Below are 23,297 nucleotides of genomic sequence, written 5' to 3'. Positions count from 1 at the left end.
TTAAAATATCTATTCCTCTACTATACTAATCTTATTCTCTTCTACTCCTAGTATTGTAACATGATTTTCAATGTAATAATTAATAGATTTTATAATATCTTTATTTATAATCTCACCCGGCATTACCAATGGAATTCCTGGTGGATAAGGAACGATTGAAGTGCCACAAATTTTATTTAAAGAAGAATTTATATTAATTTTAACTTTTTTCTTTTCCATAACTTCATATGGAAGTAGCCTTATTTCGGGTATTTCCTGCTCCAGAGCCTCTATTCTATTCTCTCTTAACTTTTCTATATTACACTTGTCTAAAGCTCTATATAGGGCTTCAAAATCCCTTCTATCATTAAATGGTGAAAATATAGCTACTACATTTCTTGCATCACTTAACTCACACTGAATTTTTTCTTCCCTTAAATACTCTAAAAGTTTATGACCACTATATCCACTTTTAACATTAATTATATATCTTGTTTTATCTAAGTCTATATCTGAATATAGATCCTCTTTACTTATAATATGAAAATTTTCTAACTTATTTATTTTAATTCTATACTCTTCACATAAATCTATTAACTTATCATATACATCTCTTCCATAAGTCTCTAAAAAGAATCTTCCATAATCCATAGATGCCATAAGCATGTAGGAAGGACTTGTACTTAAGAATGATGAAATGTAAAAATCAACTTTTTCCGTATCTATCCCATGGTTTAAATGAAGAAAAGCAGTTTGGGTAAAGCTTGGCATAGTTTTATGTGAACTTTCAACTACCATATCACATCCTAATTCTAAAGCATCTTTAGGTAGTTTTTCATTTGCTTTAAAATGAGCACCATGAGCAGAATCCACTAAAACTTTCATATTATATTTTTTAGCTTCATTAACAATGTAAGATAAATCACAACATATTCCATAATAGTTTGGATAAGTTATAATTATTCCTTTAGCATCATTATGCTCTCTTATAATACGGGAAAAATGCTCCTTATCTATGGAAAAAGGAGCATCATATTTATAATCCATCTTATTTTTAATATATATTGGCTTTAATTTCCTCATAATAATTCCATTATATATAGAACGATGACAGTTTCTTTCTACTATTATTTTATCACCTTCATTAAAATTTGAAAAAATCATTGCTAAGTTTCCACTAGTACTTCCGTTTATTAAAAAATAAGACTTTTGGCTATTATAGAAATTACTTAAAAGCTCTAATGACTCCTTTATTATTCCATCAGGATTATGAAGATTATCTAATCCATCTACTTCTGTAATATCGCAACTTACAATATTATTAAGAAGTTCAATGCCCTCTTTAGTATAATTTAGTCCCCTTCCCCCCTTATGTCCAGGCATAGAAAAGGGTATATTATTTTCCTTCACATACTTCAAGAGACCCTCTACAAGTGGTAATCTTGACATTCATTATTCACTCCTCTTAATAAGAACTGTATTAAATTTCTTCTAATACAGCTTTTATAAAATTCGTAGAAGTCTGTTTCAATATTTGAATTTATTAGTCTGTGCTCACAGCTAATACAAATACCTCTACCATATATTATTATACCATTATTTAGAGGCTTTCCGCATATTATACATTTCATTTTTATTATTAATCCCCCTTGTAATTGCTAAGCTTAATATATCCCAATTATCGCCCCTTGTACTATATTTTATTCATCAATCATCGATTATTTATTTTGTCCACTAAAATTATCTGCTAAAATATTTCCTAATATTTCTACCTATTTTAACAATACACTACTTAATTCAATCTATTAAGTGACAAAATATAATTATAATTTAAAGATGTTTCTTAATGACTTATAAAATTTTTTAAGATATAAAATATACCAATAAATAAATTTTTCTTGGATATACTAACTATGATGCATTTTAATTTGAATGGAGAGATATTTAGTGAAGCAAAATATAATAAGTTTTTTATCAACTATCAAAGAAGATATCTATTCCCTATGCGAGTTTTTATATAATAATCCTGAAAAACCTTTTTATGAAAATAAATCATCAAAATATTTAATAGATATGCTAAAAAAGTATGATTTTAATATTACAGATAACTTTTTAAATATTCCAACTGCTTTTTATGGACAATACGGAGAAGGTCATCCTAAAATTTGCATTATTTGCAAATATAGTGCTGATGAAAAAGATGGACATATCTATGGAAATAATGCTAATGCTTCCATTTCAATGGCTACTGCCATAGCTTCAAGAATAGCAATAGACAAACTTTCTGGTAGTATAGTCATAATAGGCTGCCCAGGTCTTTATTCTAATGGTAGTGAAATTAAAATGACCCATGAAAATGTATTTGAAGATATGGATATTATTTTAGCTCCTCACGTTGATAATTATGGCTCTGAAAGTGGTACATCTATGGCATCTATTCCATTAAAAATAGAGTATATATTAAATACTCCATATAATAATTCTTTAGATTATTCTATTTTTAATCTTAGTGCTATAAATGAATTAGTTAAATCATCCTGCGATAAATGTTATATAGATAATTTATGTATAGACATAAATAATAAAATTCATGGTAAAAAAGTTAAGGAAATGTTCAAATTTAATATAAAATCTCCTAATATAAAAGATGCGGAAGAAATAGAACATAAAATTAGAAACTACCTTAAAACATTAGAAACTATTTTAAATGTTAAATATGAAGTAGCTCTTTATGAACTTCCTTCAAAAGAACTTGTAAGTAATACTATATTGTCTAGAATATTTTCTAATAATTTAAAGGAATGTGGTATTATTAATGTGTGCGATCCTAAAACTGCGGAATATTCTCTTGGTATAGGAACTATTAGTCATACTACTCCTACAATATATCCTTCTATAGCAATTACTGAAAATCAGAATATTAACTGTCCTTCACTAGAGTTTAAAGAATCAACTTTATCTTCTTTATGTAAAGAAAGAATTATAAAAGCGGCAGAAGCTCTTGCAATAACTGCTGTAGATTTTATTGAAAGAAATGATTTATTAGAAGAAATAACAATTGAACTACATAAAAATCTAAAAAATAATAGTTAATTATTATAAGTTAAAAAGTAAAAAAAAAGGATAGTTAATAGCTATCCTTTGTTACTCTCTAATATATTAAGTACATCAATTATTATAAACATTGTCCATAACATAGTGCATTTTTTTCTTTAACATTTTTTAATTTTTGGACCAATTCATTACTAGGTTCAAAATAGAATTTCGAAATTTTACCATTCATCTTATAAACACAACAATATTTATTTAATTTAAAAATTGAACAAATATATCTTTTAGGACTTATAACTCTAAAAAATTTACTTCCTTGAGAGCATTGACCTATATACTCTATATCTTTTATCTTTATATCTTCTACCAAGCATTGAATATCTCCCCTTATTCTATGAATAATGAGTTGATCAGCTATTATAGAATACTTGTATTTAATACTGCACTTATAAGCTTCAAAAATACAACATACTATAGTTAAAAGTAAAAAGAATATATTACAAACAAATCTCATATTTCCTATCAAACTATTTATAAAATCTGATAATAATATGAAAATCAGAATTATACTAAATAAAAATAATAGTACTGGTAATTTTTTTCTATATATAATTTCCTTATACATAGTCCCCATCACTAAATCCTCCTAATTCTTATACCTTAAAAATTCTTTGTTATCTTGTCCTAGAGTATTATACTAGGCTTTATGGAAATAATCCACTTGAACTAAAGCCTTTTAAAGCTTACTAATAGTTAAATTTCCTCTTTAATAGAGTTTATTGCAAACTATTATTATATAGCATCATTTATCTTGTGTTATATTGTCCATACTTTTAAATGCAAATATTCTCTAAATTAAAAATTTTAGGATTAGAAGCTAAATAATGAATTTTTCATTTTATCTTCTATACTTTTGCTAAAATTAATCATTCAGCTTACTATAACCTCATATTATAATCACTTCCTCAATTTTACCTTACAGATATATAATATTTATATCATCTAAAATTGATATCAAAAGTTTAATTAATTTTTAATTTTTTTTAGACATTTGATGACATTTAAATTAGTTATTTTATATTTTGTAATTTCTATTTAAAGATATAATGTCATTTATATAAATATTTCGCATAATTTATATATAGGAATATTTAGGAGGAATTTTATGAGATCTAGAGGAAGATGTTGCAACCATAAAAAATGTCGCAAACGAGATTCTGACTTTCTTGAAAAGGCATTTTTAATCGTACTTTCAGTAATAGTAGGTCTTATATTATTAAAATCAATTGCTAAAATACTTATATTCTTATTAATAATTGCAATGCCAATATTAATAGTTGTAGTTACTGTAAAAAAATATAAACGTTAATTTTTATAAAAAAGTGGGTAGTTTACTATGAAAAGATTCTTAATAATATTATTAATAGTATTAGACATATGTGCTATATCATGTAATTACAATCCAAAATCTATTTCACTAAAATATGTTGATAATATCACTATAAAGTTGCTTTATTTTCCTCCTAAAATGAAAAAGGTAACTAAAAAAAGGACCTGGAGGAAATTATAAACTTTTTAAATACACTTGATTATAATACCACAAAACAAGTGAATACAACTGAACCATTACTTTTAATAGAAGTAAAGGGAGAACTAAATTGTTCCCTAATATTTGCAGATAATTTAGTAAAAGTTAATGGCACATGGTATGAAGTAAATGATAATACGCTAATAGAATTAAGAAATATATATAATAATTTACAATACGATGAAATACTGATTTCTTTGTTATAATACAATAATTATGATAAAAAGAATCAAATTTTATTGCATATCTTATAATTGCACAAAAAATGTTTAAAGTTAAATCCAGAGTTTTTTATTCTCTGGATTTTTTAATCTATTAAGGTATTTATAAAAGTTTAAGTTTTTCCTATTGTTAACGTGTTAATATATAACACTATTATATTTTCCACAGACTTATAAAATAAGCCTTGTAACCTCTCTAAAGAGCATCTATAATCCCTTTCTAAAATTTCTATTGCATAGCCATAATCTAAACAAAAACTTTTAAATTTTTCTATTCCATAATTAATTATTAAAAAATTAGCAGAAACTCTAGCTATAGGACAAGTAATTTCATTACTATAATTAAAAATTTTTTTATTATCCATAACATTTCTAATATATAGATACTCTTTCCATTCTATAAAGACTCTCCCTCGTGCCTCATTAGATATTTTCTACTATAACTTATCAAAAAGCATAGTTAATCTATCTCTTACAAAACTTTTATTATTTATGGAAACCGTATTATAAGATATAATATGTATATCCTCATAATATCCAACACATTTTATACTATTATAAACTGCATAAATTTTATCTAGATAAATATAAAAATTATTTCTTGATCCATTATCTTCATATATTTCTTCTATTTCTTCATAAAATTTTTTTTAAATCTTAATAATTCTATCAATCTTATTTTCACTAAAAAGTTTCTCTTATTAATGAAATAACTTATTTTTTTATTTATAACTATTAGTTTAATAATAGCTTTATAAATGTCACATACAAATTAGAAAGATTTAAGTATAATGTTTATATAGATAATAAATTTAATGAGGTAAAGCTATGAAAAATGAAATTCCTGACATGATAGCAAAGCTTTTAGATGATTATTATTCATCTATTAATAGTGCCTTTGAAGATAAAATCTTTGGAGTTTATGTTTATAATTCACTGGCATTAGGTAAATTTGATGAGAATAAAAGTGATATAGATTTTATAACTGTGCTCAAAACCCCTTTATCAAAACAAGAATTAGAATTATTATCTTCAATACATAAAAGTCTTAACATAGAAAGTCCTTACGGAAAGAAGATGGAGGGAATGTACATTCAAGTAAATGATTTAGGTAAAAGTAATTCACAAATTACGCCTTACCCTTATTTTGCTGATGGTAAGCTCACTGCTAGCGGATATTATGATATTAATTATGTTACATGGTGGGTATTAAAGCATTATGGCGTAGAAATAAACAGTCCTAAAGCTTGTAACCTTAATTTTGAAGTTGAATGGAATAATGTATTAGATACAATGGATTACAATTTAAATATCTATTGGAAAGATAAGTTAAATAAAACCATAGTTTTCTTATTTGATAATTGGATAGAATTTTCTATATTAACTCTATGTAGAATTTTATTTACTCTTGAAAATAAAAAAATAACCTCAAAAGTTGAAGGAGCTAAATTTTCAATTGAATTTTTACCTTCCAACTGGAGATTGATAATTGAAGAAGCCATTCGCATAAGGGAAAATACTTCTAAGAATTCTCTATATATATCAAAAATTAAAAGAGCAAAAGAAGCTAAAAGATTTATTTATCATATAATTAATTATTGTAATAAAAATTATATAATAAAGTCTTAAATATCTTGCATTTTGAAACAATAAATAAAAAAAGGATTAAATAGTTTAATCTAATTAATCCTTTTATCTTTATATTTCTAAAAATCTTTATTAGAAGTTATTTTACAATGAATTTTCCATTTTTATATTTCTTACTTCTTCAATAACTTTTTGTGGATTTTTCTTAAAGTTCTTCTTTATTTCATCACTATAACCATATATAGCCCATGGAGCTTTCTGTGAAAGTAATTCTATAATCTCTATTGCCTTTTCTTCATCCTTTTTCCAGCCTACATTTAATGGAAGCTTTTCATTCTTATCAGAGTAGCACATTACCGAAAATGATGTACCTGTTCTAATTCCATTTTGATAGTGTTTAGTTCTCACATTATATACCCATACTAAATTTTCTATAGGCATAAATTTTACACTAAAAGGTGTTTTATCTATTATCCAATTATTTGTAATAGTTATTCTTCTATTAACATACTCTGGATAATTAATTTCTTGATTTATTTGGTTTTCTATATAATCTGTATTTCCATATTTGCTTAATCTTTTAATAACTTTACTACTTCTATAATTTGTTATGGCAATTACTTTCTTTATAACAAGCATAATTAAAAATATTAATCCAATAAATACACCTATATAAAATATTTTTTCTAGTAATCTATCCGTTTTTGAATCTTCAAGCATAACATCTATAAATCCATCATTTACATCTTGTATAGATACTCCAAATCCTTCTGCAATTTCTTTCTTTATTTCACTAAGTAATTGAACTTTACTAGCATTCTCCAATCCATCAAACCTTTTAACTACAAATGAAACGTTTTCCATTTCACTTGGATTCTTTGAAGATACTTTAGCAGGTAAAGCTACTGTAACAAATTTATCCTCAATAATTGCAATATATACATTCTCTGTTATTGTTCCCTTTCCTCCATCTTCAGCAATATAATAACCTGAATCTGCCATATACTCTATATTTAAAGTTGCATAACCCTCTCCAGTCTTATTATATTTTTCAAGCTCTTCTACAGTATTGATTTCTTCTGGTTTTCCTAAAATAGATGGAATTTTACCTTTCGCCTCAAATAATGCTAATATAATAATGCTAATTATTAAAATAAGCATTAGTCCACTAATAATACTTGTTTTTCTTATTGATTTTTTGAGAAAATTATTCTCCATTTTATAATCTTTCCCCCTTTGATTTATAAAATAATATAAAAAGAATCAAATTAAAATTTTTTACTAATGTCTGATATTTTGTTAAGTATAAGCTTTAATATAAACATAGTATAAAAACTCCTATACCCATACAATATATCGACATATTAATTTGAAACTTAATGTTTGATATTAAAAATAATTATCTTAATAATTTAATTAATTACAAAAGTTTAATTTATTTATAATTATGATTTTTAAAGACAAAAAAAGCTTACAAATATACATTTGCAAGCTTTCTAACTTGGAGGCGCCACCCAGATTTGAACTGGGGATAAAGGCTTTGCAGGCCTCTGCCTTACCACTTGGCCATGGCGCCAAAGCTTTGGTGGCTCGAGCAGGAATCGAACCAGCGACACGAGGATTTTCAGTCCTCTGCTCTACCGACTGAGCTATCGAGCCATATTGCTAAACTAAGTAAAACTTAGTTAGCACTACCTGGCAACAACCTACCCTCCCACACAGTCTCCCGTGCAGTACTCTCGGCGTCCTAAGGCTTAACCTGCCTGTTCGGAATGGAAAGGGGTGTTACCCTTAGGACCATCATCACCAGATCTAAATTTGCTATAAACGTCGTACTACTTCGTCAACTGCATTCGCTGCGGTGCTCGTTTACCATTAGTAAACTCCGCTCCTCACTCATTTGTTTCCTTGTATTACTCGTTTCTATCAAATTTTAAAAATTTATATAAGCTTCAAAGAAATTATTCTCTGAAAATTGCACAGTGAAATTAATTAGGTCAAGCCCTCGACTTATTAGTATGAGTCAGCTGAACATGTTGCCATGCTTACACCTCTCACCTATCAACCTGGTGTTCTTCCAGGAGTCTTACTAACTTATGTTATGGGAAATCTCATCTTAGGGGGGGCTTCACGCTTAGATGCTTTCAGCGTTTATCCCTTCCAGACATAGCTACCCAGCTGTGCCACTGGCGTGACAACTGGTGCACCAGAGGTCTGTCCATCCCGGTCCTCTCGTACTAAGGACAGCTCCCTTCAAATTTCCTACGCCCGCGACGGATAGGGACCGAACTGTCTCACGACGTTCTGAACCCAGCTCGCGTGCCGCTTTAATGGGCGAACAGCCCAACCCTTGGGACCTACTTCAGCCCCAGGATGCGACGAGCCGACATCGAGGTGCCAAACCTCCCCGTCGATGTGGACTCTTGGGGGAGATCAGCCTGTTATCCCCGAGGTAGCTTTTATCCGTTGAGCGATGGCCCTCCCACGAGGAACCACCGGATCACTAAGCCCGACTTTCGTCCCTGCTCCACTTGTCTGTGTCGCAGTCAGGCTCCCTTCTGCCTTTGCACTCTTCGAACGATTTCCGACCGTTCTGAGGGAACCTTTGGGCGCCTCCGTTACTTTTTTGGAGGCGACCGCCCCAGTCAAACTGCCCACCTAACAATGTCCCGTGACCTGATTCAAGGCCTCCGGTTAGAATTCCAGTACTATCAGGGTGGTATCCCAAGGATGACTCCACAAAGGCTGACGCCCTTGCTTCCAAGTCTCCCACCTATCCTGTACAGATAGTACCGAAACTCAATGCTAAATTGCAGTAAAGCTCTACGGGGTCTTTCCGTCCAATCGCGGGTAGCAAGCATCTTCACTTGCACTACAATTTCGCCGGATTTGCTGTTGAGACAGTGCCCAAATCATTACGCCATTCGTGCGGGTCGGAACTTACCCGACAAGGAATTTCGCTACCTTAGGACCGTTATAGTTACGGCCGCCGTTTACTGGGGCTTAAGTTCATGCCTTCGTTTGCACTAAGCAATCCCCTTAACCTTCCAGCACCGGGCAGGCGTCAGCCCCTATACATCAGCTTTCGCTTTAGCAGAGACCTGTGTTTTTGCTAAACAGTTGCTTGGGCCTATTCTCTGCGGCCTACTTGCGTAGGCACCCCTTCTCCCGAAGTTACGGGGTCAATTTGCCGAGTTCCTTAACAGCAATTCTTCCGATGGTCTTAGGATTCTCTCCTCACCTACCTGTGTCGGTTTGCGGTACGGGCACTAGCTTCCTCCATAGAGGCTTTTCTTGGCAGCGTGGAATCAGATACTTCACCCTAAAGGGCTTCCCCATCACGCCTCAGCTAATGTAGGTGGATTTGCCTATCCTACATACCTAAACGCTTAGACTAGCATCCAATAGCTAGCACATCTTATCCTCCTGCGTCACCCCATTTGTAATAACGTCTGCTAGTGGTACAGGAATATCAACCTGTTGTCCATCACCTACGCCTTTCGGCCTCGGCTTAGGTCCCGACTAACCCTGAGCGGACGAGCCTTCCTCAGGAAACCTTAGGTTTTCGACCGACAGGATTCTCACCTGTCTCTCGCTACTTATGCCAACATTCTCACTTCTGCATCGTCCACCGCTCCTTCCGGTACGACTTCAGCCAATGCAGAAAGCTCCTCTACCGCGTACACGTAGTGTACACCCATAGCTTCGGTGGTAAGTTTTAGCCCCGGACATCTTCGGCGCAGGATCTCTTGACTAGTGAGCTATTACGCACTCTTTGAATGAGTGGCTGCTTCTAAGCCAACATCCTAGTTGTCTTAGAAATCCCACATCCTTTACCACTTAACTTACACTTTGGGACCTTAGCTGATGGTCTGGGCTGTTTCCCTTTTGACTACGGATCTTATCATTCGCAGTCTGACTGCCGAAATAAAAGTATATGGCATTCGGAGTTTGATAAGGTTCGGTAAGCGATATGCCCCCTAGCCTATTCAGTGCTCTACCTCCATTACTCAATTAATCGACGCTAGCCCTAAAGCTATTTCGAGGAGAACCAGCTATCTCCGAGTTCGATTGGAATTTCTCCGCTATCCACAGCTCATCCCATGGTTTTTCAACACCAACGTGGTTCGGTCCTCCACGAGATTTTACTCTCGCTTCAACCTGGCCATGGATAGGTCACCCGGTTTCGGGTCTACGACATGCAACTTTGCGCCCTATTCAGACTCGGTTTCCCTTCGGCTCCGTACCTTAAGTACTTAACCTTGCTACATATCGTAACTCGTTGGCTCGTTCTACAAAAAGCACATCGTCACACATATAAAGTGCTTCGATCGGTTGTAGGCACAGGGTTTCAGGTTCTATTTCACTCCCCTCCCGGGGTTCTTTTCACCTTTCCCTCACGGTACTTCTCCACTATCGGTCACTAGGTAGTATTTAGCCTTGGGAGGTGGTCCTCCCTGCTTCCCACAAGGTTTCACGTGTCTCGTGGTACTCTGGATCAGAACTTAAGGTCTTCTCGTTTCACTTACAGGTCTATTACCTTCTACGGAGTAGCTTTCCAGCTATCTTCAGTTACAATAGCCACCTCTTTTATGTTCTGTCCTCAACCCCCAAGCCAAAGGCTTAGGTTTGGGCTCTTTCCCTTTCGCTCGCCGCTACTTAGGAAATCGATTTTTCTTTCTCTTCCTCCGGGTACTTAGATGTTTCAGTTCCCCGGGTTTACCTCTATATACCTATGTATTCAGCATATAGTACATGGCGTAGCCATGTAGGTTTCCCCATTCGGAAATCTTTGGATCACAGACTATTTGCGTCTACCCAAAGCTTATCGCAGCTTATCACGTCCTTCTTCGGCTCCTAGTGCCAAGGCATTCACCCTGCGCCCTTTGTAGCTTGACCTATCTAAAAATCAATATAAACTTTGTATTACTTCGTCAACTTCAGTCACTGCGGTGCTCATTTACATTAGTAAACTCTGCTCCTCGTTCCTTCGTTTCCTTGTACTACTCGTTTCTATTGCTTTTTTTAAAATTGTCTTATACAAATTCGCATAAATAGAATTCAAAAACTTTGTTTTTAAACTTATTTCTGTTTGTCTTGACGAAATTGTTTATTTATCTTTTAAATTTAAAGGATATTTAAACAAATATTTTCACTGTGCAATTTTCAAAGAACAATTGAGCTTTTCCTCTGTCCCGTAGGACCTTGGTCGCTCAAAATTAAACAGAGATAGTACCAGTTTTCGTAGTAGAGTTACCAACTACGTCGACTCCCTAGAAAGGAGGTGATCCAGCCGCAGGTTCTCCTACGGCTACCTTGTTACGACTTCACCCCAATCACTAATCCCACCTTCGGCCGCTGGCTCCTTGCGGTTACCTCACGGACTTCGGGTGTTACCAGCTCTCATGGTGTGACGGGCGGTGTGTACAAGGCCCGGGAACGTATTCACCGCGACATGCTGATTCGCGATTACTAGCAACTCCCGCTTCATGTAGGCGAGTTTCAGCCTACAATCCGAACTGGGATTGGTTTTTAAGTTTAGCTCCACCTCACGGTCTTGCATCTTGTTGTACCAACCATTGTAGCACGTGTGTAGCCCTAGACATAAGGGGCATGATGATTTGACGTCATCCCCACCTTCCTCCCGGTTAACCCGGGCAGTCTCACTAGAGTGCTCAACTTAATGGTAGCAACTAATGATAAGGGTTGCGCTCGTTGCGGGACTTAACCCAACATCTCACGACACGAGCTGACGACAACCATGCACCACCTGTCTCCCTGCCCCGAAGGGCTTCCCTCATTACAGGTAATTCAGGGGATGTCAAGTCTAGGTAAGGTTCTTCGCGTTGCTTCGAATTAAACCACATGCTCCGCTGCTTGTGCGGGCCCCCGTCAATTCCTTTGAGTTTTAATCTTGCGATCGTACTCCCCAGGCGGAATACTTATTGTGTTAACTGCGGCACAGAAGGGGTCGATACCTCCTACACCTAGTATTCATCGTTTACGGCGTGGACTACCAGGGTATCTAATCCTGTTTGCTCCCCACGCTTTCATGCCTCAGCGTCAGTTACAGTCCAGAAAGCCGCCTTCGCCACTGGTGTTCTTCCTAATCTCTACGCATTTCACCGCTACACTAGGAATTCCGCTTTCCTCTCCTGCACTCTAGACACCCAGTTTCAAATGCAGCACCCAAGTTGAGCCCGGGTATTTCACATCTGACTTAAATGTCCGCCTACGCATCCTTTACGCCCAGTAAATCCGGACAACGCTTGCCACCTACGTATTACCGCGGCTGCTGGCACGTAGTTAGCCGTGGCTTCCTCATATGGTACCGTCATTATCTTCCCATATGACAGAACTTTACAACCCTAAGGCCTTCTTCATTCACGCGGCGTTGCTGCGTCAGGGTTTCCCCCATTGCGCAATATTCCCCACTGCTGCCTCCCGTAGGAGTCTGGACCGTGTCTCAGTTCCAATGTGGCCGATCACCCTCTCAGGTCGGCTACGCATCGTCGCCTTGGTGAGCCGTTACCTCACCAACTAGCTAATGCGCCGCGGGTCCATCTCATAGCAGATTGCTCCTTTGGTATAAAAGTCATGCGACCTTCATACTTTATGCGGTATTAATCTCCCTTTCGGGAGGCTATTCCCCTCTATGAGGCAGGTTACCCACGTGTTACTCACCCGTCCGCCGCTAATCCACTCCCGAAGGAGCTTCATCGCTCGACTTGCATGTGTTAGGCACGCCGCCAGCGTTCGTCCTGAGCCAGGATCAAACTCTCAATTTAAAAGTTTGAATCTTGATCATTTCTTAAAGAAATTTGCTCAAGTAAAGTTTGCTGACTGTAATAGTCATTTTAAGTTTCTTTCGAAACTCAATGAATTAACTGGTTTTACCTATTTCTCTGTTTAATTTTCAAAGACCAAATTATTTAGTAATTTTTACCGTCGTTTTCCGACTGCTTAATTAGTTTATCACTTAATTTTTTTCTTGTCAACAACTTTTTTTATTTTTTTAAAATTATTTAAAATGTCATTAAAAAGTTAATTAAAAAGAAAATTTTAAGCTATTCTATATGCCTCAGTTCCCATGTGGAATTGCGACTTTTACATGATATCATAGGATATATATACTTCTCATCTAAAAATATATCATAATATAAATTTATTTTTTTATTTCTTCTATTATCTTTATTTTTCTTCGTATTTTACATAGAGATACACGAGGAATTGTTTATAGACTTAATATAAAGTTATAACCTATTTGTAGCTTCATATTGGATTTATAATGTTATAAATTTAATTTTATAATTTTTATTACATATAAACAAAATCCCATAGCATTCACTATGGGATTCTAAATTATTTCATTTCTACTGAATAGATACCTTTTAATTTTTCAACTAATGCTAAAAACTCTTTATTTTGTTTTTCATGTAATAAATTAGTTGTTATCATAGGTTTAACTTCTTCTAATGGTTTTATTGAAGGTTGTTTCTTATCCTCAACTTTTATAATATGAAATCCAAATTGAGACTTAACTGGCTCACTAATTACCCCTACTTCTAATTCAAAAGCAGCCTCTTCAAATTCAGGTACCATTCTTCCTCTTCCAAATTCCCCTAAATTTCCACCTTGTGCTTTAGATGGGCATTTTGAATATTCTGTAGCAGCATCTTCAAATGACTTGCCGTTTTCTATTTCTTCTATTATTTGTTTAGCTTGTTCTTCTGAATCAGTTAGTATGTGTCTAGCTACTACTGTTTCCTCTGTTTTAAACGTCTCTTGATTGTTATTGTAAAACTCTTCTATTTCATCATCACTAACTTTAACCTTATTGAAAGTTTTTGTTACTTCAATTTGTATTAATAGGTCTCTTTTAAGAAGTTCTAATTGTTTTTTGTACTCATCTTCATTTTCTACATTATTATCTTTAGCATAATTGTATATTAATTCATAATTAACAATTTGATCTAATAGTTGCTTTCTGCCTTCTTCTGTTTGGAAATAACTTTGATTTTGCTCTGGGAATCTAGCTATTGAAAAATCTAAATCCATCTGAGTTATTTCATTTCCATTAACTACGGCTAAAACTTTATTTTCCATAATACGTCTCCTTTATTACCTTATTGAATTATCCTATTCTCCTATCATAACATAGCCTATGCAAAAACGAAATAATTTTCTAGAAATGACAGGAATTATATACTTATATATAGTAATTATATTAGACTAAAATCTTTTCATGAATGATTTTATTATAAAACACAAAATTTTTTATTGAATTGGAGGTTAAAATCATGAATTCTAATATTGTGCATAGTCCTAACTATATTAATATAGATGACACTCTAAGATTAAGGACTATAATAGAAGAAGATTATAAACTAGCACTACCATGGTATAGAAATCCTAAAATACTTTATTATTCTGAAGGGGTAACTAATAGATCATATGATTTAGAAATTATAAATAAAATGTATAGCTACTAAAAAACATTGGTGAGGTCTATTTTATAGAAATACTTGAAAATAATACTTGGAAAGCAATCGGTGATGCTGCACTATCAGAACAAAATATGCCTATAGTTATTGGAGAAGAAATTTATTGGGGTACTGGTATAGGTACTAAGATCATAGCAACTTTGATTAAAAGAGCAAAATATTTAAATTTGCAGAAAATATCTATATCAATATATAAGTATAATGAAAGATCTAAAAATTTATTTACTTCTTTTGGATTTGTTAAAACTTATGAAGATCATGAATTAAATTATTATGAGTTAAAATTGAACTAGTTTTAGGAGGAATTGACTGTGAAATTTTTATTACTAGTATTTATTGTATTTATAATATTTTCTTTAGTATTATGCTTAAAATCATTTAAAAGACATAAAATAGTGAAATTAAATAAACCCATACTAATATTACTATTATTCTCAATAATAATTACTATTTCTCTTGGGGTAAATTATGTAGGTGTTTATAACAATATAGAACATACCGTTGATATTAATAATTTTTTATCATATTTAATAATAGGTAAAAATACTCCTTCTTTAGAATTATTTAAAAATTATTTTAATAAATCAATACTTGTAAATATTGTTCTGCTTGTAGGATACGCTTTCTGTCTTATATTTGAGACATAAAATGAAATCATATACTCTTTAGTTATTCTTTAATTACAGAATATTTCATTTATTCAGGTAAAAATTTTCTTGCTATATGCTATAATCATTTTATACTTCTATAAGTACAAAATAAAGGAGTGCAATGATTATGAGAAAATCTTTGGTTGTTAAGATAATAAGTTTTTTTATTCTCATATGCATAGTACCATTTACACTATTTACTCTTTTCTTTGTTCAAGAAAGTAGAACTATAGAAGAGAAAAATATGAAGGAAAATCTAGGTGCACTTGCTAAAGAAAAAGCAGATGTTATTTCAAAAGACTTAAATCAAGTGGAAAGAGAAGTGGAAAATTTATCTCAATGGACAGAGTATATCTTAAATGAAAAGCAAAGTGGAAAATCTATTCCAGATCACTATTCTTTCGATAGTAGAGGAGTGTTAGAAAGACAAATAAAGAAAGAAACATCTTTAAGCAATATTTCAAATATATATGTACCTAATAATATTGAATTTACTGAAGAAGTAATAAATGATCTTATTAATACGGAAAAATTAGATAATGTTTTCAAGAAAATAAAAGAAAGTAACTCTTCTATAGAATACATATATATGGTTTCAAATAATGGATTTATTAGAGTATATCCTTATTTGTCCAATTTGACCTTTTCTCCAGATCATGATCAAAGAAAAGACCCATTTTATACCTTAGTAGCACAGGAAAATAATAATAAGTCTAAAGCAATATGGACTAAACCTTACTATGATTATGGTGGAAAAGGATGGGTGATTACTTGTTCTCATCCTATTTATATAAATGGAAATTTTAAAGGGATTGTATGCATAGATGTTTCTTTAAACAAAATTAAAAAGACGCTTGCAGATTTTAATTTAAGCGATTCAGGATTTGCCTTTATAATAGATCAGGAAGGAAGTGTTATTTATCATCCAGAGTATATGAGGACAAGTCCTATACAAGGTGAGTTGCTTAATACTAATATCTTTAAACAACAAATTAGTGAAGATTATGAAAAAATACTATCTAGTATGACATATGGTGAAAAGGGACTCCTGTTATATGATAAAGGCTCAGAGGAACATATCATTTCTTTCGAACCAATTAATAACTTAGGATGGAGCATAGGTATAGAAGTTAATAAGAGTGACTATGTAGTTGGTTTTAAAAATTTAGCATCAAAGTTTTGGTTAGCTATAGCACTCATTATATTTATGCTTTTACTTATGGGAGTTCATCTTTCTTTAAAAATAACAAATCCTATTTTAATCCTTACTCAAGATGCTAAAAAAATAGCTGATGGAAAATTTGGTGAGACTGTAAAAGTAAACTCTAAAGATGAAATAGGTATTTTAGCTGAGTCCTTCAATACCATGAGTAGAAAAATTGAGGAATATACAGAAAATATAATTAGAAATAAGAATCAGTTAGAAACTCTTTTTAATAGTTTTAGTGGAATAATGATGATTTTAGGACCAAATTATCAAATTAGAAGAATTAATTATAAAGGTTTAAATATAGCTAAAAAAACTTTTAAAGATGACAATATTATAGGTATGTTTTGTTACCAAGTTTTCAATCAGTCAAATTGCCCTTGTGAAGATTGTCCTATAATAAATACATTAGAAACTAGATCTGAATATAAAAGCGAAATTTTAAGAGACTCAGATGTATATCATCTTTGGTCATTTCCTGTATATGATAGTTTAGGTAATATTGATGAAATAGTTGTACATAGTAGAAAAGTAACGGAACAAGTTATGCTTGAAAAAGAACTTATTCAAGCTGAAAAAATGGCTGCAATTGGGCAAATGTCTGCGGGAATTACTCATGAATTAAAAAATCCTTTAGCTGTAATAAAAGGTGCTTCATACTTACTTAATTCTTGTTGTAATATCCATGAAGATGAAATAGCTACAGAGGCAATTGAAGAAATAGATACTAACATCATAAGAGCTGAGAAAATTATTTATAATCTTTTAAATTTCTCTCGTCCTTCAGATGAAAAAATAAAAAAAATAGAAGCTAGAAATCTTCTTGAGCAAGTGCTTCTTTTAGAGAAAACATCTATCATTAAAGGAAATATTGATGTAATTATAAACTTACCTAATGAACCACTATATGTATTTGGTAAATCTAGTTCTATAAAACATGTATTTTTGAATCTCATTACTAATTCAGTTCAAGCAATGCCTAAAGGAGGGAAACTAAATATTAACGGAAAAAACTTAAATAATGAAAAAATAGAGATATGTTTTTCTGATACAGGTTTAGGAATACCAGAAGAAAATCTAGACAAAATATTCAAACCTTTCTTTACTACAAAAGAAACAGGTAAAGGTACAGGACTAGGACTATGGATTGTTAATAAAGAGATTGAAAAACATGGAGGGGAAATTCAAGTACAAAGTAAATATAAACATGGGACAACCTTTGTGATTATACTCCCTTCTAAAGAAAGGTGTGATACAAATGCCTAATAAACTAAATAAAATTTTAATGATAGATGATGATGAAAGTTTTTTAAAAATTCATTGTAGAATTTTACAGTCTAAAGGATATGATGTTAATACAGCTATTAATGGAGAGTATGCTCTTACTATGCTTAAAAATGAACCTTATGCGGTAGTTATATGTGATATTGTAATGCCAGGTATTGGTGGTATTGATGTATTAAATAAAATTAAAAATGAATATATTGATATTCAAGTAATCATGCTTACAGGTGAAGCTTCAATCTCAGGTGCAGTTGAAGCTATGACCTTTGGTGCTTATACTTATCTTGTAAAACCTTTAAATATAGAAGAATTTCTTTTAAATGTGGAGAGAGCGCTAAACTTTTATAATCTAAATACTGAGAATAGAATCCTAAAAAATAGAATTGAAGCAATGGAAAAAAAAGTACAGCTATTAGGTAATAGCATTGAAATTAAAGAAATTAAAAGAAACATTAATATTGTTGCGTCTACAAATTCCACCGTATTAATTACTGGTGAAAGTGGTACAGGAAAAGAAATTGTTGCTAATCTCTTACATCAAAATAGCTCTTGTAGTGATGGTACTTTAGTAAAAGTAAATTGTGCAGCCTTGTCAGAGAGTATTCTAGAAAGTGAATTATTTGGTCATGAAAGAGGAGCTTTTACAGGAGCAATATCAACGAAATTTGGACGATTTGAAATGGCAAATGGTGGAACTCTTTTTCTTGATGAAATTGGTGAAATTTCTCTAAAACTTCAAAGTAAACTTCTTAGGGTGTTGCAAGAGAAGGAATTTGAGCGTGTAGGAGGCACTAAAATTATTAAAGCTAATTTTCGCTTAATATCAGCTACTAATAAAAACTTATCTGAAGAAGTAGCTAAAGGTAATTTTAGAGAAGATCTTTTTTATAGAATAAATGTAGTTCCTATTCATATGCCGCCATTAAAAGATAGGCTTGAAGATATTCCTATACTTCTTAATTATTTTCTGCAGTATTTTTGTAGTGAAATGCGTAAACCTTTCATGGCTTTTTCTGACAAAGCATTAAAAATTCTTATGGAGTATAGTTGGCCTGGAAATGTCCGTGAACTAAGAAATCTAGTAGAGAGGTTAGTAGTCTTTTCTTCTAGCACAATAATTCATACTCATGATTTACCAAAAGAAATAAAAAATGAGGAAATAACTAAAATTAAAGATGATAAAATGCCTTTTCTTGAAGCGAAAAAAATTTTTGAAAAAAACTACATAACTCAAGCCTTAAAAAGAAATAACTGGAACATTTCCGCTACTGCAAAGCAAATAAATATTGCTAGAAAAAATCTACAACTGAAAATTAAACAGCTAGATTTATCAAAAGATGATACAAAAATGTAACACCATGTAACTAAAAGGTATCATATAAAAAAGAAGATATTTAGTAAAAGCACGAAAATTCTCACTTTTTTTGATACCTTATAGTATCAGTTCTAAAAAACTACATAAAATTACTATACAGAAAGCAAGAAAATTAGTAGATTTTCTTGCTTTTTTAGTTGGCATGCCACTTGCTTTATATTGATATACGTGTAGGAAATCACATTTATAATAATCATATAATTTTAGGAGGTCTCATTATGAGTAACATTATTCAACAATCAAAAGCAGGAAGGATGTTTAATGACATCAAGAAATTAGCAGCGCTTGGAAATAGATTTGCAGGCTCAGAAGTAGAATATATGGCTGCAAAGCTAGTGACAGATTCCTTTAAAAATTCAGGAATTCAAGTAATAGAAGAGGACTTCCCTATTAAAACCTTTAATGAAGAATATTCTTTTATAAAAGTAAACAATGAAATAAAAATTCCTTCAAGAGCTATGTTCTTCTCTGAAGCAACCTGCGATGATGGGCTAAATGGGGAATTAATTTATGTAAATAAAGGATTGGAGGAAGATTATGAAGGAAAAGATGTTAAAGGAAAAATAGTTGTTTTTGAAAGAGATAAAGAAACAATGAAAGATCAATTTTGGCCTGAAATATGTAATGCAGCAAAAAATGGTGCAATAGGAGCAATTCTTATCAATTTTGATCCTTGGATATTTATCACTACTTTAGAAACTGGATATTTTGAAAGTGAAAGAAGATTTCTTCCAATTGATCCGCAGCCAATTCCAGCTGTAGTTATAGATTGTATTGAAGGTGATAAACTCTTAAAACTTATGAATAATGGAATAGTATCAGGAAATCTTGTAGTAAAAACTAAAAATGAAGATGGATATTCAGTTAATATTAGAGGAATTAAAAAAGGTAGCAAATTTCCTGAAGAAAAGATTATCATTTATGGGCATAGAGATTCTGCTGGAACACCAGGTGCAAACGATAATGGTTCTGGTACAGCAATTATTATGGAACTTGCAAGAATATTACAAGATAAAAAGCTTAATCGTACAGTGGAATTTATATCACTAGGTGCTGAAGAACAACTTGGCTCAGCAGGCTCAGATGCCTATATTAAAAAACATAAAGATGACTTAGAAAGTGTTAAAGCAGGTATTGAAGTAGATATGGTAGGTGCAGGCAGCGAGCTTTGGGTAATGAAAGGTGGAAATTGGCCAGGTAGACAAATTCATTTTCCAGAAAAGCTATGTAATTATGTAGTAGATGTAGCTGATGAAATGGGATATTATCTAGAGCAAGATTATTGTGTATTAGGCACACCTGATAGTGGAAGATTTACTGAAGCAGGTGTTCCAACTACATGGATTTGGGGGCCTGGAGATAAACATTACCATAGCCCAGAGGATAAACCAGAGAGAGTAGATCCAAATAAATTAAAAGCTTTAGCTGACATATTAGCAACAGTCATTTGTAGACTTGCAAATGCAGAAGAAATTAAATGGTAAAGCTTGTACTAAAAGATAGGAGGATATTTAATTGAATACAGAAGTTGAAAGCGTAAAAAAAACAAATTCACAAAATGGAAACTCCGGTTATAAAGATGAGTTAAAAAGAGTTTTAACATTAAAAGACTTAACTATATATGGAATTGCTTTTATGACTCCTATTGCACCAGCATATATCTATGGTACAGCATCACAATTAACAGGTGGAATGCTAGCACTGGCTTATCTTTGTGCAATGATAGCAATGCTATTTACAGCTTATAGCTATGGTCGTATGGCAGCGGCTTTTCCAGTGGCTGGATCCACCTACACATATACTCAGCGTGCTATTAGCCCCTATCTTGGTTTCTTAGCTGGATGGTGTATGTTTATGAGCTATGTTTTAGTTCCATTGGTGGTATTCATGGTGGGTGCAGCTTATGCTAATGTAGCAATACCCTCCATTCCTTATTGGGCATGGGTACTTATTATAGGTGGAGTAACTACTGTTGTAAATTATTTTGGTGTAGAGATTGCTGCCAAGGCAAATCTTTATTTAGTAGGATTAATGGGTGCCATTGTAGTAATATTTATATTTATCTGCGGAAAGTCGCTCTTAAGCGGAGTTGGTGAAGGAACATTATTATCAATTAAACCGTTCTATAATGAAAATACTTTTTCAGTTTCAACTCTTATAGCTGGTGGTGCAATTGCTTGTTTCTCTTTTCTTGGTTTTGATTCTATAACTACTATGGCAGAAGAAGCAGTAAAACCAGAAAAAGATATTGGAAAAGCTGCCCTTATTTCCTGTATTGTAGGTGGATTAATCTTTATAGTTCAAGCCTATGTTATACAATTAGTATGGCCTGATTATTCAAGCTTTGCATCTTCAGATACTGCTTTATTTGAAGTGGCTAAACTTGCAGGTGGAGCATTCTTAGCAGGGCTTTATACTTTTGCAGTTGTTATTTCTACTCTTACTGCAGGGCTTACAGGACAATCTAGTGCTGCACGTTTGCTTTTTGGTATGGGAAGAGATGAAGTATTGCCAAAAAAGTTCTTTACTCATTTGCATCCAAAATATAAAACTCCAACTTATAATATTTTTATAATGTGTACTATAGGAATTATAGGTGCACTTACTCTTAATATATCCTTAGTAACAGAACTATTAAACTTTGGCGGACTTGTTGGGTTCATGTGTGTAAATCTTTCTGTAATTGTATATTACTTTATTAAAAAGAAAGAGAGAAAAATTCTTTCTAATCTAATAATTCCAGCTTTAGGGTTTATTGTATGTTTCTATTTATGGATTAATTTATCAACCTTTGCATTAACTGTAGGTTTTACTTGGCTTTCTTTAGGTATAGTCTATGGAATTATACTTTCAAAGACATCTAAAAAGAAATTACCAATGATAAGTAATATGTAATAAGGATTTATAACAATGAGTTTTTCTTATTAAAATTATAATACCAATATCCATTGAGGATATTGGTATTATTTAACTCTAATTTTTCATTGCTTTATCTCATTTTATTCTTAATATATAATGAATTATCTTTTGCATAAGATTACTTCTTTTAGAAACTAGTTCTTTAAATTCCTTCTGTTCCTCAACTTTGTATGTATTTATTATTAATCTTATACATTTATAATCTATCATCTATAATTAATATATATTAATTATAAAAAACATTCCCAAAAATAAAAACTCTTACTTTAAAAGTAAGAGTTATGGTGACTCCTAGGGGAATCGAACCCCTGTTACCACCGTGAAAGGGTGGTGTCTTAACCGCTTGACCAAGGAGCCAAAGCTTTGGTGGCTCACCGGGGGATCGAACCCCGGACACCATGATTAAAAGTCATGTGCTCTACCGACTGAGCTAGTGAACCATTTGGCTGGGATAGCAGGATTTGAACCTACGAATGCCAGAGTCAAAGTCTGGTGCCTTACCGCTTGGCGATATCCCAATATATGGTGCGTTTTAAGGGATTCGAACCCCTGGCCCACGCCTTAGAAGGGCGTTGCTCTATCCAGCTGAGCTAAAAACGCATATTTTGGAGCGGGTGAAGGGAATCGAACCCTCGTAACTAGCTTGGAAGGCTAGCACTCTACCATTGAGTTACACCCGCAAGTGGTGCAGATGAAGGGAGTCGAACCCCCACGCCGTAAAGCGCTAGATCCTAAGTCTAGTGCGTCTGCCAATTCCGCCACATCTGCATATTCTATGGTGACTCCTAGGGGAATCGAACCCCTGTTACCACCGTGAAAGGGTGGTGTCTTAACCGCTTGACCAAGGAGCCAATTGAGTTAAGCGTAGCTTAAGCTACCTGGCAACAACCTACCCTCCCACAGGGTCTCCCCTGCAGTACTCTCGGCGTCCT

General features: G+C 32.6%; 17 protein-coding genes, 9 tRNA genes and 3 rRNA genes. 11 read left to right on the top strand and 18 right to left on the bottom strand.

Going from position 1 to position 23,297, the window contains the following annotated elements:
- Nucleotides 1-9: 9 nt before the first annotated feature.
- Together ACY1IQ_RS11420 and ACY1IQ_RS11415 are read right to left on the bottom strand one after the other, a co-directional pair.
- On the bottom strand, nt 10-1,428 hold the full coding sequence (locus tag ACY1IQ_RS11420; RefSeq protein ID WP_461614032.1) for an aminotransferase class I/II-fold pyridoxal phosphate-dependent enzyme: 1,419 nt from the start codon (nt 1,426-1,428) through the stop codon (nt 10-12).
- Nucleotides 1,407-1,619 carry a sigma factor G inhibitor Gin gene (locus ACY1IQ_RS11415; protein ID WP_461614122.1) on the bottom strand — a complete coding sequence of 71 codons (213 nt, stop codon included), beginning with the start codon at nt 1,617-1,619 and terminating at the stop codon, nt 1,407-1,409. Before ACY1IQ_RS11415 ends, ACY1IQ_RS11420 begins: the two co-directional genes overlap by 22 nt.
- Before the next feature lie 307 nt (nt 1,620-1,926).
- On the opposite strand from ACY1IQ_RS11415, the gene ACY1IQ_RS11410 reads away from it, so the two are divergent.
- Nucleotides 1,927-3,072 carry a zinc-binding metallopeptidase family protein gene (locus tag ACY1IQ_RS11410; protein WP_461614031.1) on the top strand — a complete coding sequence of 382 codons (1,146 nt, stop codon included), beginning with the start codon at nt 1,927-1,929 and terminating at the stop codon, nt 3,070-3,072.
- Nucleotides 3,073-3,154: 82 nt separating this feature from the next.
- Here the strand turns inward: ACY1IQ_RS11410 and ACY1IQ_RS11405 are convergent, their stop codons facing one another.
- Nucleotides 3,155-3,664, bottom strand: a complete 510-nt coding sequence (locus ACY1IQ_RS11405) for a hypothetical protein (protein ID WP_461614030.1) — start codon at nt 3,662-3,664, stop codon at nt 3,155-3,157.
- A 531-nt stretch (nt 3,665-4,195) separates the two neighbouring features.
- Between ACY1IQ_RS11405 and ACY1IQ_RS11400 the strand changes: the two genes are divergently transcribed.
- Both ACY1IQ_RS11400 and ACY1IQ_RS11395 read left to right on the top strand, forming a co-directional pair.
- A complete protein-coding gene (locus tag ACY1IQ_RS11400; RefSeq protein ID WP_461614029.1) occupies nt 4,196-4,399 on the top strand; it encodes a hypothetical protein in 204 nt (67 codons plus the stop codon).
- Nucleotides 4,400-4,638: 239 nt separating this feature from the next.
- Nucleotides 4,639-4,824, top strand: a complete 186-nt coding sequence (locus ACY1IQ_RS11395) for a hypothetical protein (protein ID WP_461614028.1) — start codon at nt 4,639-4,641, stop codon at nt 4,822-4,824.
- A 128-nt stretch (nt 4,825-4,952) separates the two neighbouring features.
- On the opposite strand, the gene ACY1IQ_RS11390 is transcribed toward ACY1IQ_RS11395, so the two are convergent.
- A complete protein-coding gene (locus ACY1IQ_RS11390; RefSeq protein ID WP_461614027.1) occupies nt 4,953-5,204 on the bottom strand; it encodes a hypothetical protein in 252 nt (83 codons plus the stop codon).
- A gap of 463 nt (nt 5,205-5,667) precedes the next feature.
- On the opposite strand from ACY1IQ_RS11390, the gene ACY1IQ_RS11385 reads away from it, so the two are divergent.
- Entirely contained in the window at nt 5,668-6,468 is an 801-nt protein-coding gene (locus tag ACY1IQ_RS11385; RefSeq protein WP_461614026.1) for an aminoglycoside adenylyltransferase domain-containing protein, read from the top strand.
- Between the two features lie 102 nt (nt 6,469-6,570).
- Here the strand turns inward: ACY1IQ_RS11385 and ACY1IQ_RS11380 are convergent, their stop codons facing one another.
- The 7 genes from ACY1IQ_RS11380 to ACY1IQ_RS11350 form a co-directional block, all read right to left on the bottom strand.
- Nucleotides 6,571-7,644, bottom strand: a complete 1,074-nt coding sequence (locus ACY1IQ_RS11380; protein WP_461614025.1) for a DUF6709 family protein — start codon at nt 7,642-7,644, stop codon at nt 6,571-6,573.
- A gap of 284 nt (nt 7,645-7,928) precedes the next feature.
- Nucleotides 7,929-8,002: transfer RNA gene (locus ACY1IQ_RS11375), tRNA-Cys, on the bottom strand.
- Between the two features lie 7 nt (nt 8,003-8,009).
- Nucleotides 8,010-8,085, bottom strand: a tRNA-Phe gene (locus ACY1IQ_RS11370).
- Nucleotides 8,086-8,119: 34 nt separating this feature from the next.
- A 5S ribosomal RNA gene (gene rrf, locus ACY1IQ_RS11365) occupies nt 8,120-8,237 on the bottom strand.
- Between the two features lie 182 nt (nt 8,238-8,419).
- Nucleotides 8,420-11,325, bottom strand: a 23S ribosomal RNA gene (locus ACY1IQ_RS11360).
- A gap of 378 nt (nt 11,326-11,703) precedes the next feature.
- Nucleotides 11,704-13,214, bottom strand: a 16S ribosomal RNA gene (locus ACY1IQ_RS11355).
- Together the 16S, 23S and 5S rRNA genes with 2 tRNA genes alongside form the textbook arrangement of a ribosomal RNA operon.
- 574 nt (nt 13,215-13,788) lie before the next feature.
- Nucleotides 13,789-14,532, bottom strand: a complete 744-nt coding sequence (locus tag ACY1IQ_RS11350) for a peptidylprolyl isomerase (protein WP_461614024.1) — start codon at nt 14,530-14,532, stop codon at nt 13,789-13,791.
- Between the two features lie 194 nt (nt 14,533-14,726).
- Here ACY1IQ_RS11350 and ACY1IQ_RS11345 point away from each other — a divergent pair, with 194 nt between their 5' ends.
- The 7 genes from ACY1IQ_RS11345 (at nt 14,727) to ACY1IQ_RS11315 (ending at nt 22,341) form a co-directional block, all read left to right on the top strand.
- Nucleotides 14,727-14,918, top strand: coding sequence for a hypothetical protein (locus ACY1IQ_RS11345; RefSeq protein WP_461614023.1), 192 nt, complete (start codon nt 14,727-14,729; stop codon nt 14,916-14,918).
- 86 nt (nt 14,919-15,004) lie between these two features.
- The gene (locus tag ACY1IQ_RS11340; RefSeq protein WP_461614022.1) at nt 15,005-15,223 is read left to right on the top strand and encodes a GNAT family N-acetyltransferase; all 219 of its coding nucleotides are present in this window, start codon (nt 15,005-15,007) and stop codon (nt 15,221-15,223) included.
- Nucleotides 15,224-15,241: 18 nt separating this feature from the next.
- A complete protein-coding gene (locus tag ACY1IQ_RS11335; protein WP_461614021.1) occupies nt 15,242-15,577 on the top strand; it encodes a hypothetical protein in 336 nt (111 codons plus the stop codon).
- A gap of 130 nt (nt 15,578-15,707) precedes the next feature.
- On the top strand, nt 15,708-18,053 hold the full coding sequence (locus tag ACY1IQ_RS11330; RefSeq protein WP_461614020.1) for an ATP-binding protein: 2,346 nt from the start codon (nt 15,708-15,710) through the stop codon (nt 18,051-18,053).
- Complete coding sequence (locus ACY1IQ_RS11325) at nt 18,046-19,425, top strand: sigma-54-dependent transcriptional regulator (protein ID WP_461614019.1); 1,380 nt, start codon at nt 18,046-18,048, stop codon at nt 19,423-19,425. Before ACY1IQ_RS11330 ends, ACY1IQ_RS11325 begins: the two co-directional genes overlap by 8 nt.
- 239 nt (nt 19,426-19,664) lie before the next feature.
- Nucleotides 19,665-20,930: a M20/M25/M40 family metallo-hydrolase gene (locus ACY1IQ_RS11320; protein WP_461614018.1), complete on the top strand. Its 1,266-nt coding sequence runs from the start codon at nt 19,665-19,667 to the stop codon at nt 20,928-20,930.
- Nucleotides 20,931-20,961: 31 nt separating this feature from the next.
- Nucleotides 20,962-22,341, top strand: coding sequence for an APC family permease (locus ACY1IQ_RS11315; RefSeq protein ID WP_461614017.1), 1,380 nt, complete (start codon nt 20,962-20,964; stop codon nt 22,339-22,341).
- Nucleotides 22,342-22,647: 306 nt separating this feature from the next.
- On the opposite strand, the gene ACY1IQ_RS11310 is transcribed toward ACY1IQ_RS11315, so the two are convergent.
- The 7 genes from ACY1IQ_RS11310 to ACY1IQ_RS11280 form a co-directional block, all read right to left on the bottom strand.
- Nucleotides 22,648-22,722, bottom strand: a tRNA-Glu gene (locus ACY1IQ_RS11310).
- Nucleotides 22,723-22,729: 7 nt separating this feature from the next.
- Nucleotides 22,730-22,805 (bottom strand) — tRNA-Lys (locus ACY1IQ_RS11305).
- A gap of 3 nt (nt 22,806-22,808) precedes the next feature.
- Nucleotides 22,809-22,883: transfer RNA gene (locus tag ACY1IQ_RS11300), tRNA-Gln, on the bottom strand.
- Nucleotides 22,884-22,888: 5 nt separating this feature from the next.
- A tRNA-Arg gene (locus ACY1IQ_RS11295) sits at nt 22,889-22,965 on the bottom strand.
- Nucleotides 22,966-22,971: 6 nt separating this feature from the next.
- A tRNA-Gly gene (locus ACY1IQ_RS11290) sits at nt 22,972-23,045 on the bottom strand.
- Between the two features lie 3 nt (nt 23,046-23,048).
- A tRNA-Leu gene (locus ACY1IQ_RS11285) sits at nt 23,049-23,133 on the bottom strand.
- An 8-nt stretch (nt 23,134-23,141) separates the two neighbouring features.
- Nucleotides 23,142-23,216: transfer RNA gene (locus tag ACY1IQ_RS11280), tRNA-Glu, on the bottom strand.
- Between the last annotated feature and the right edge of the window lie 81 nt (nt 23,217-23,297).

This window comes from Clostridium sp. Marseille-QA1073 (assembly GCF_054863625.1).
This window is presented reverse-complemented; position numbering and strand designations above follow the sequence as displayed.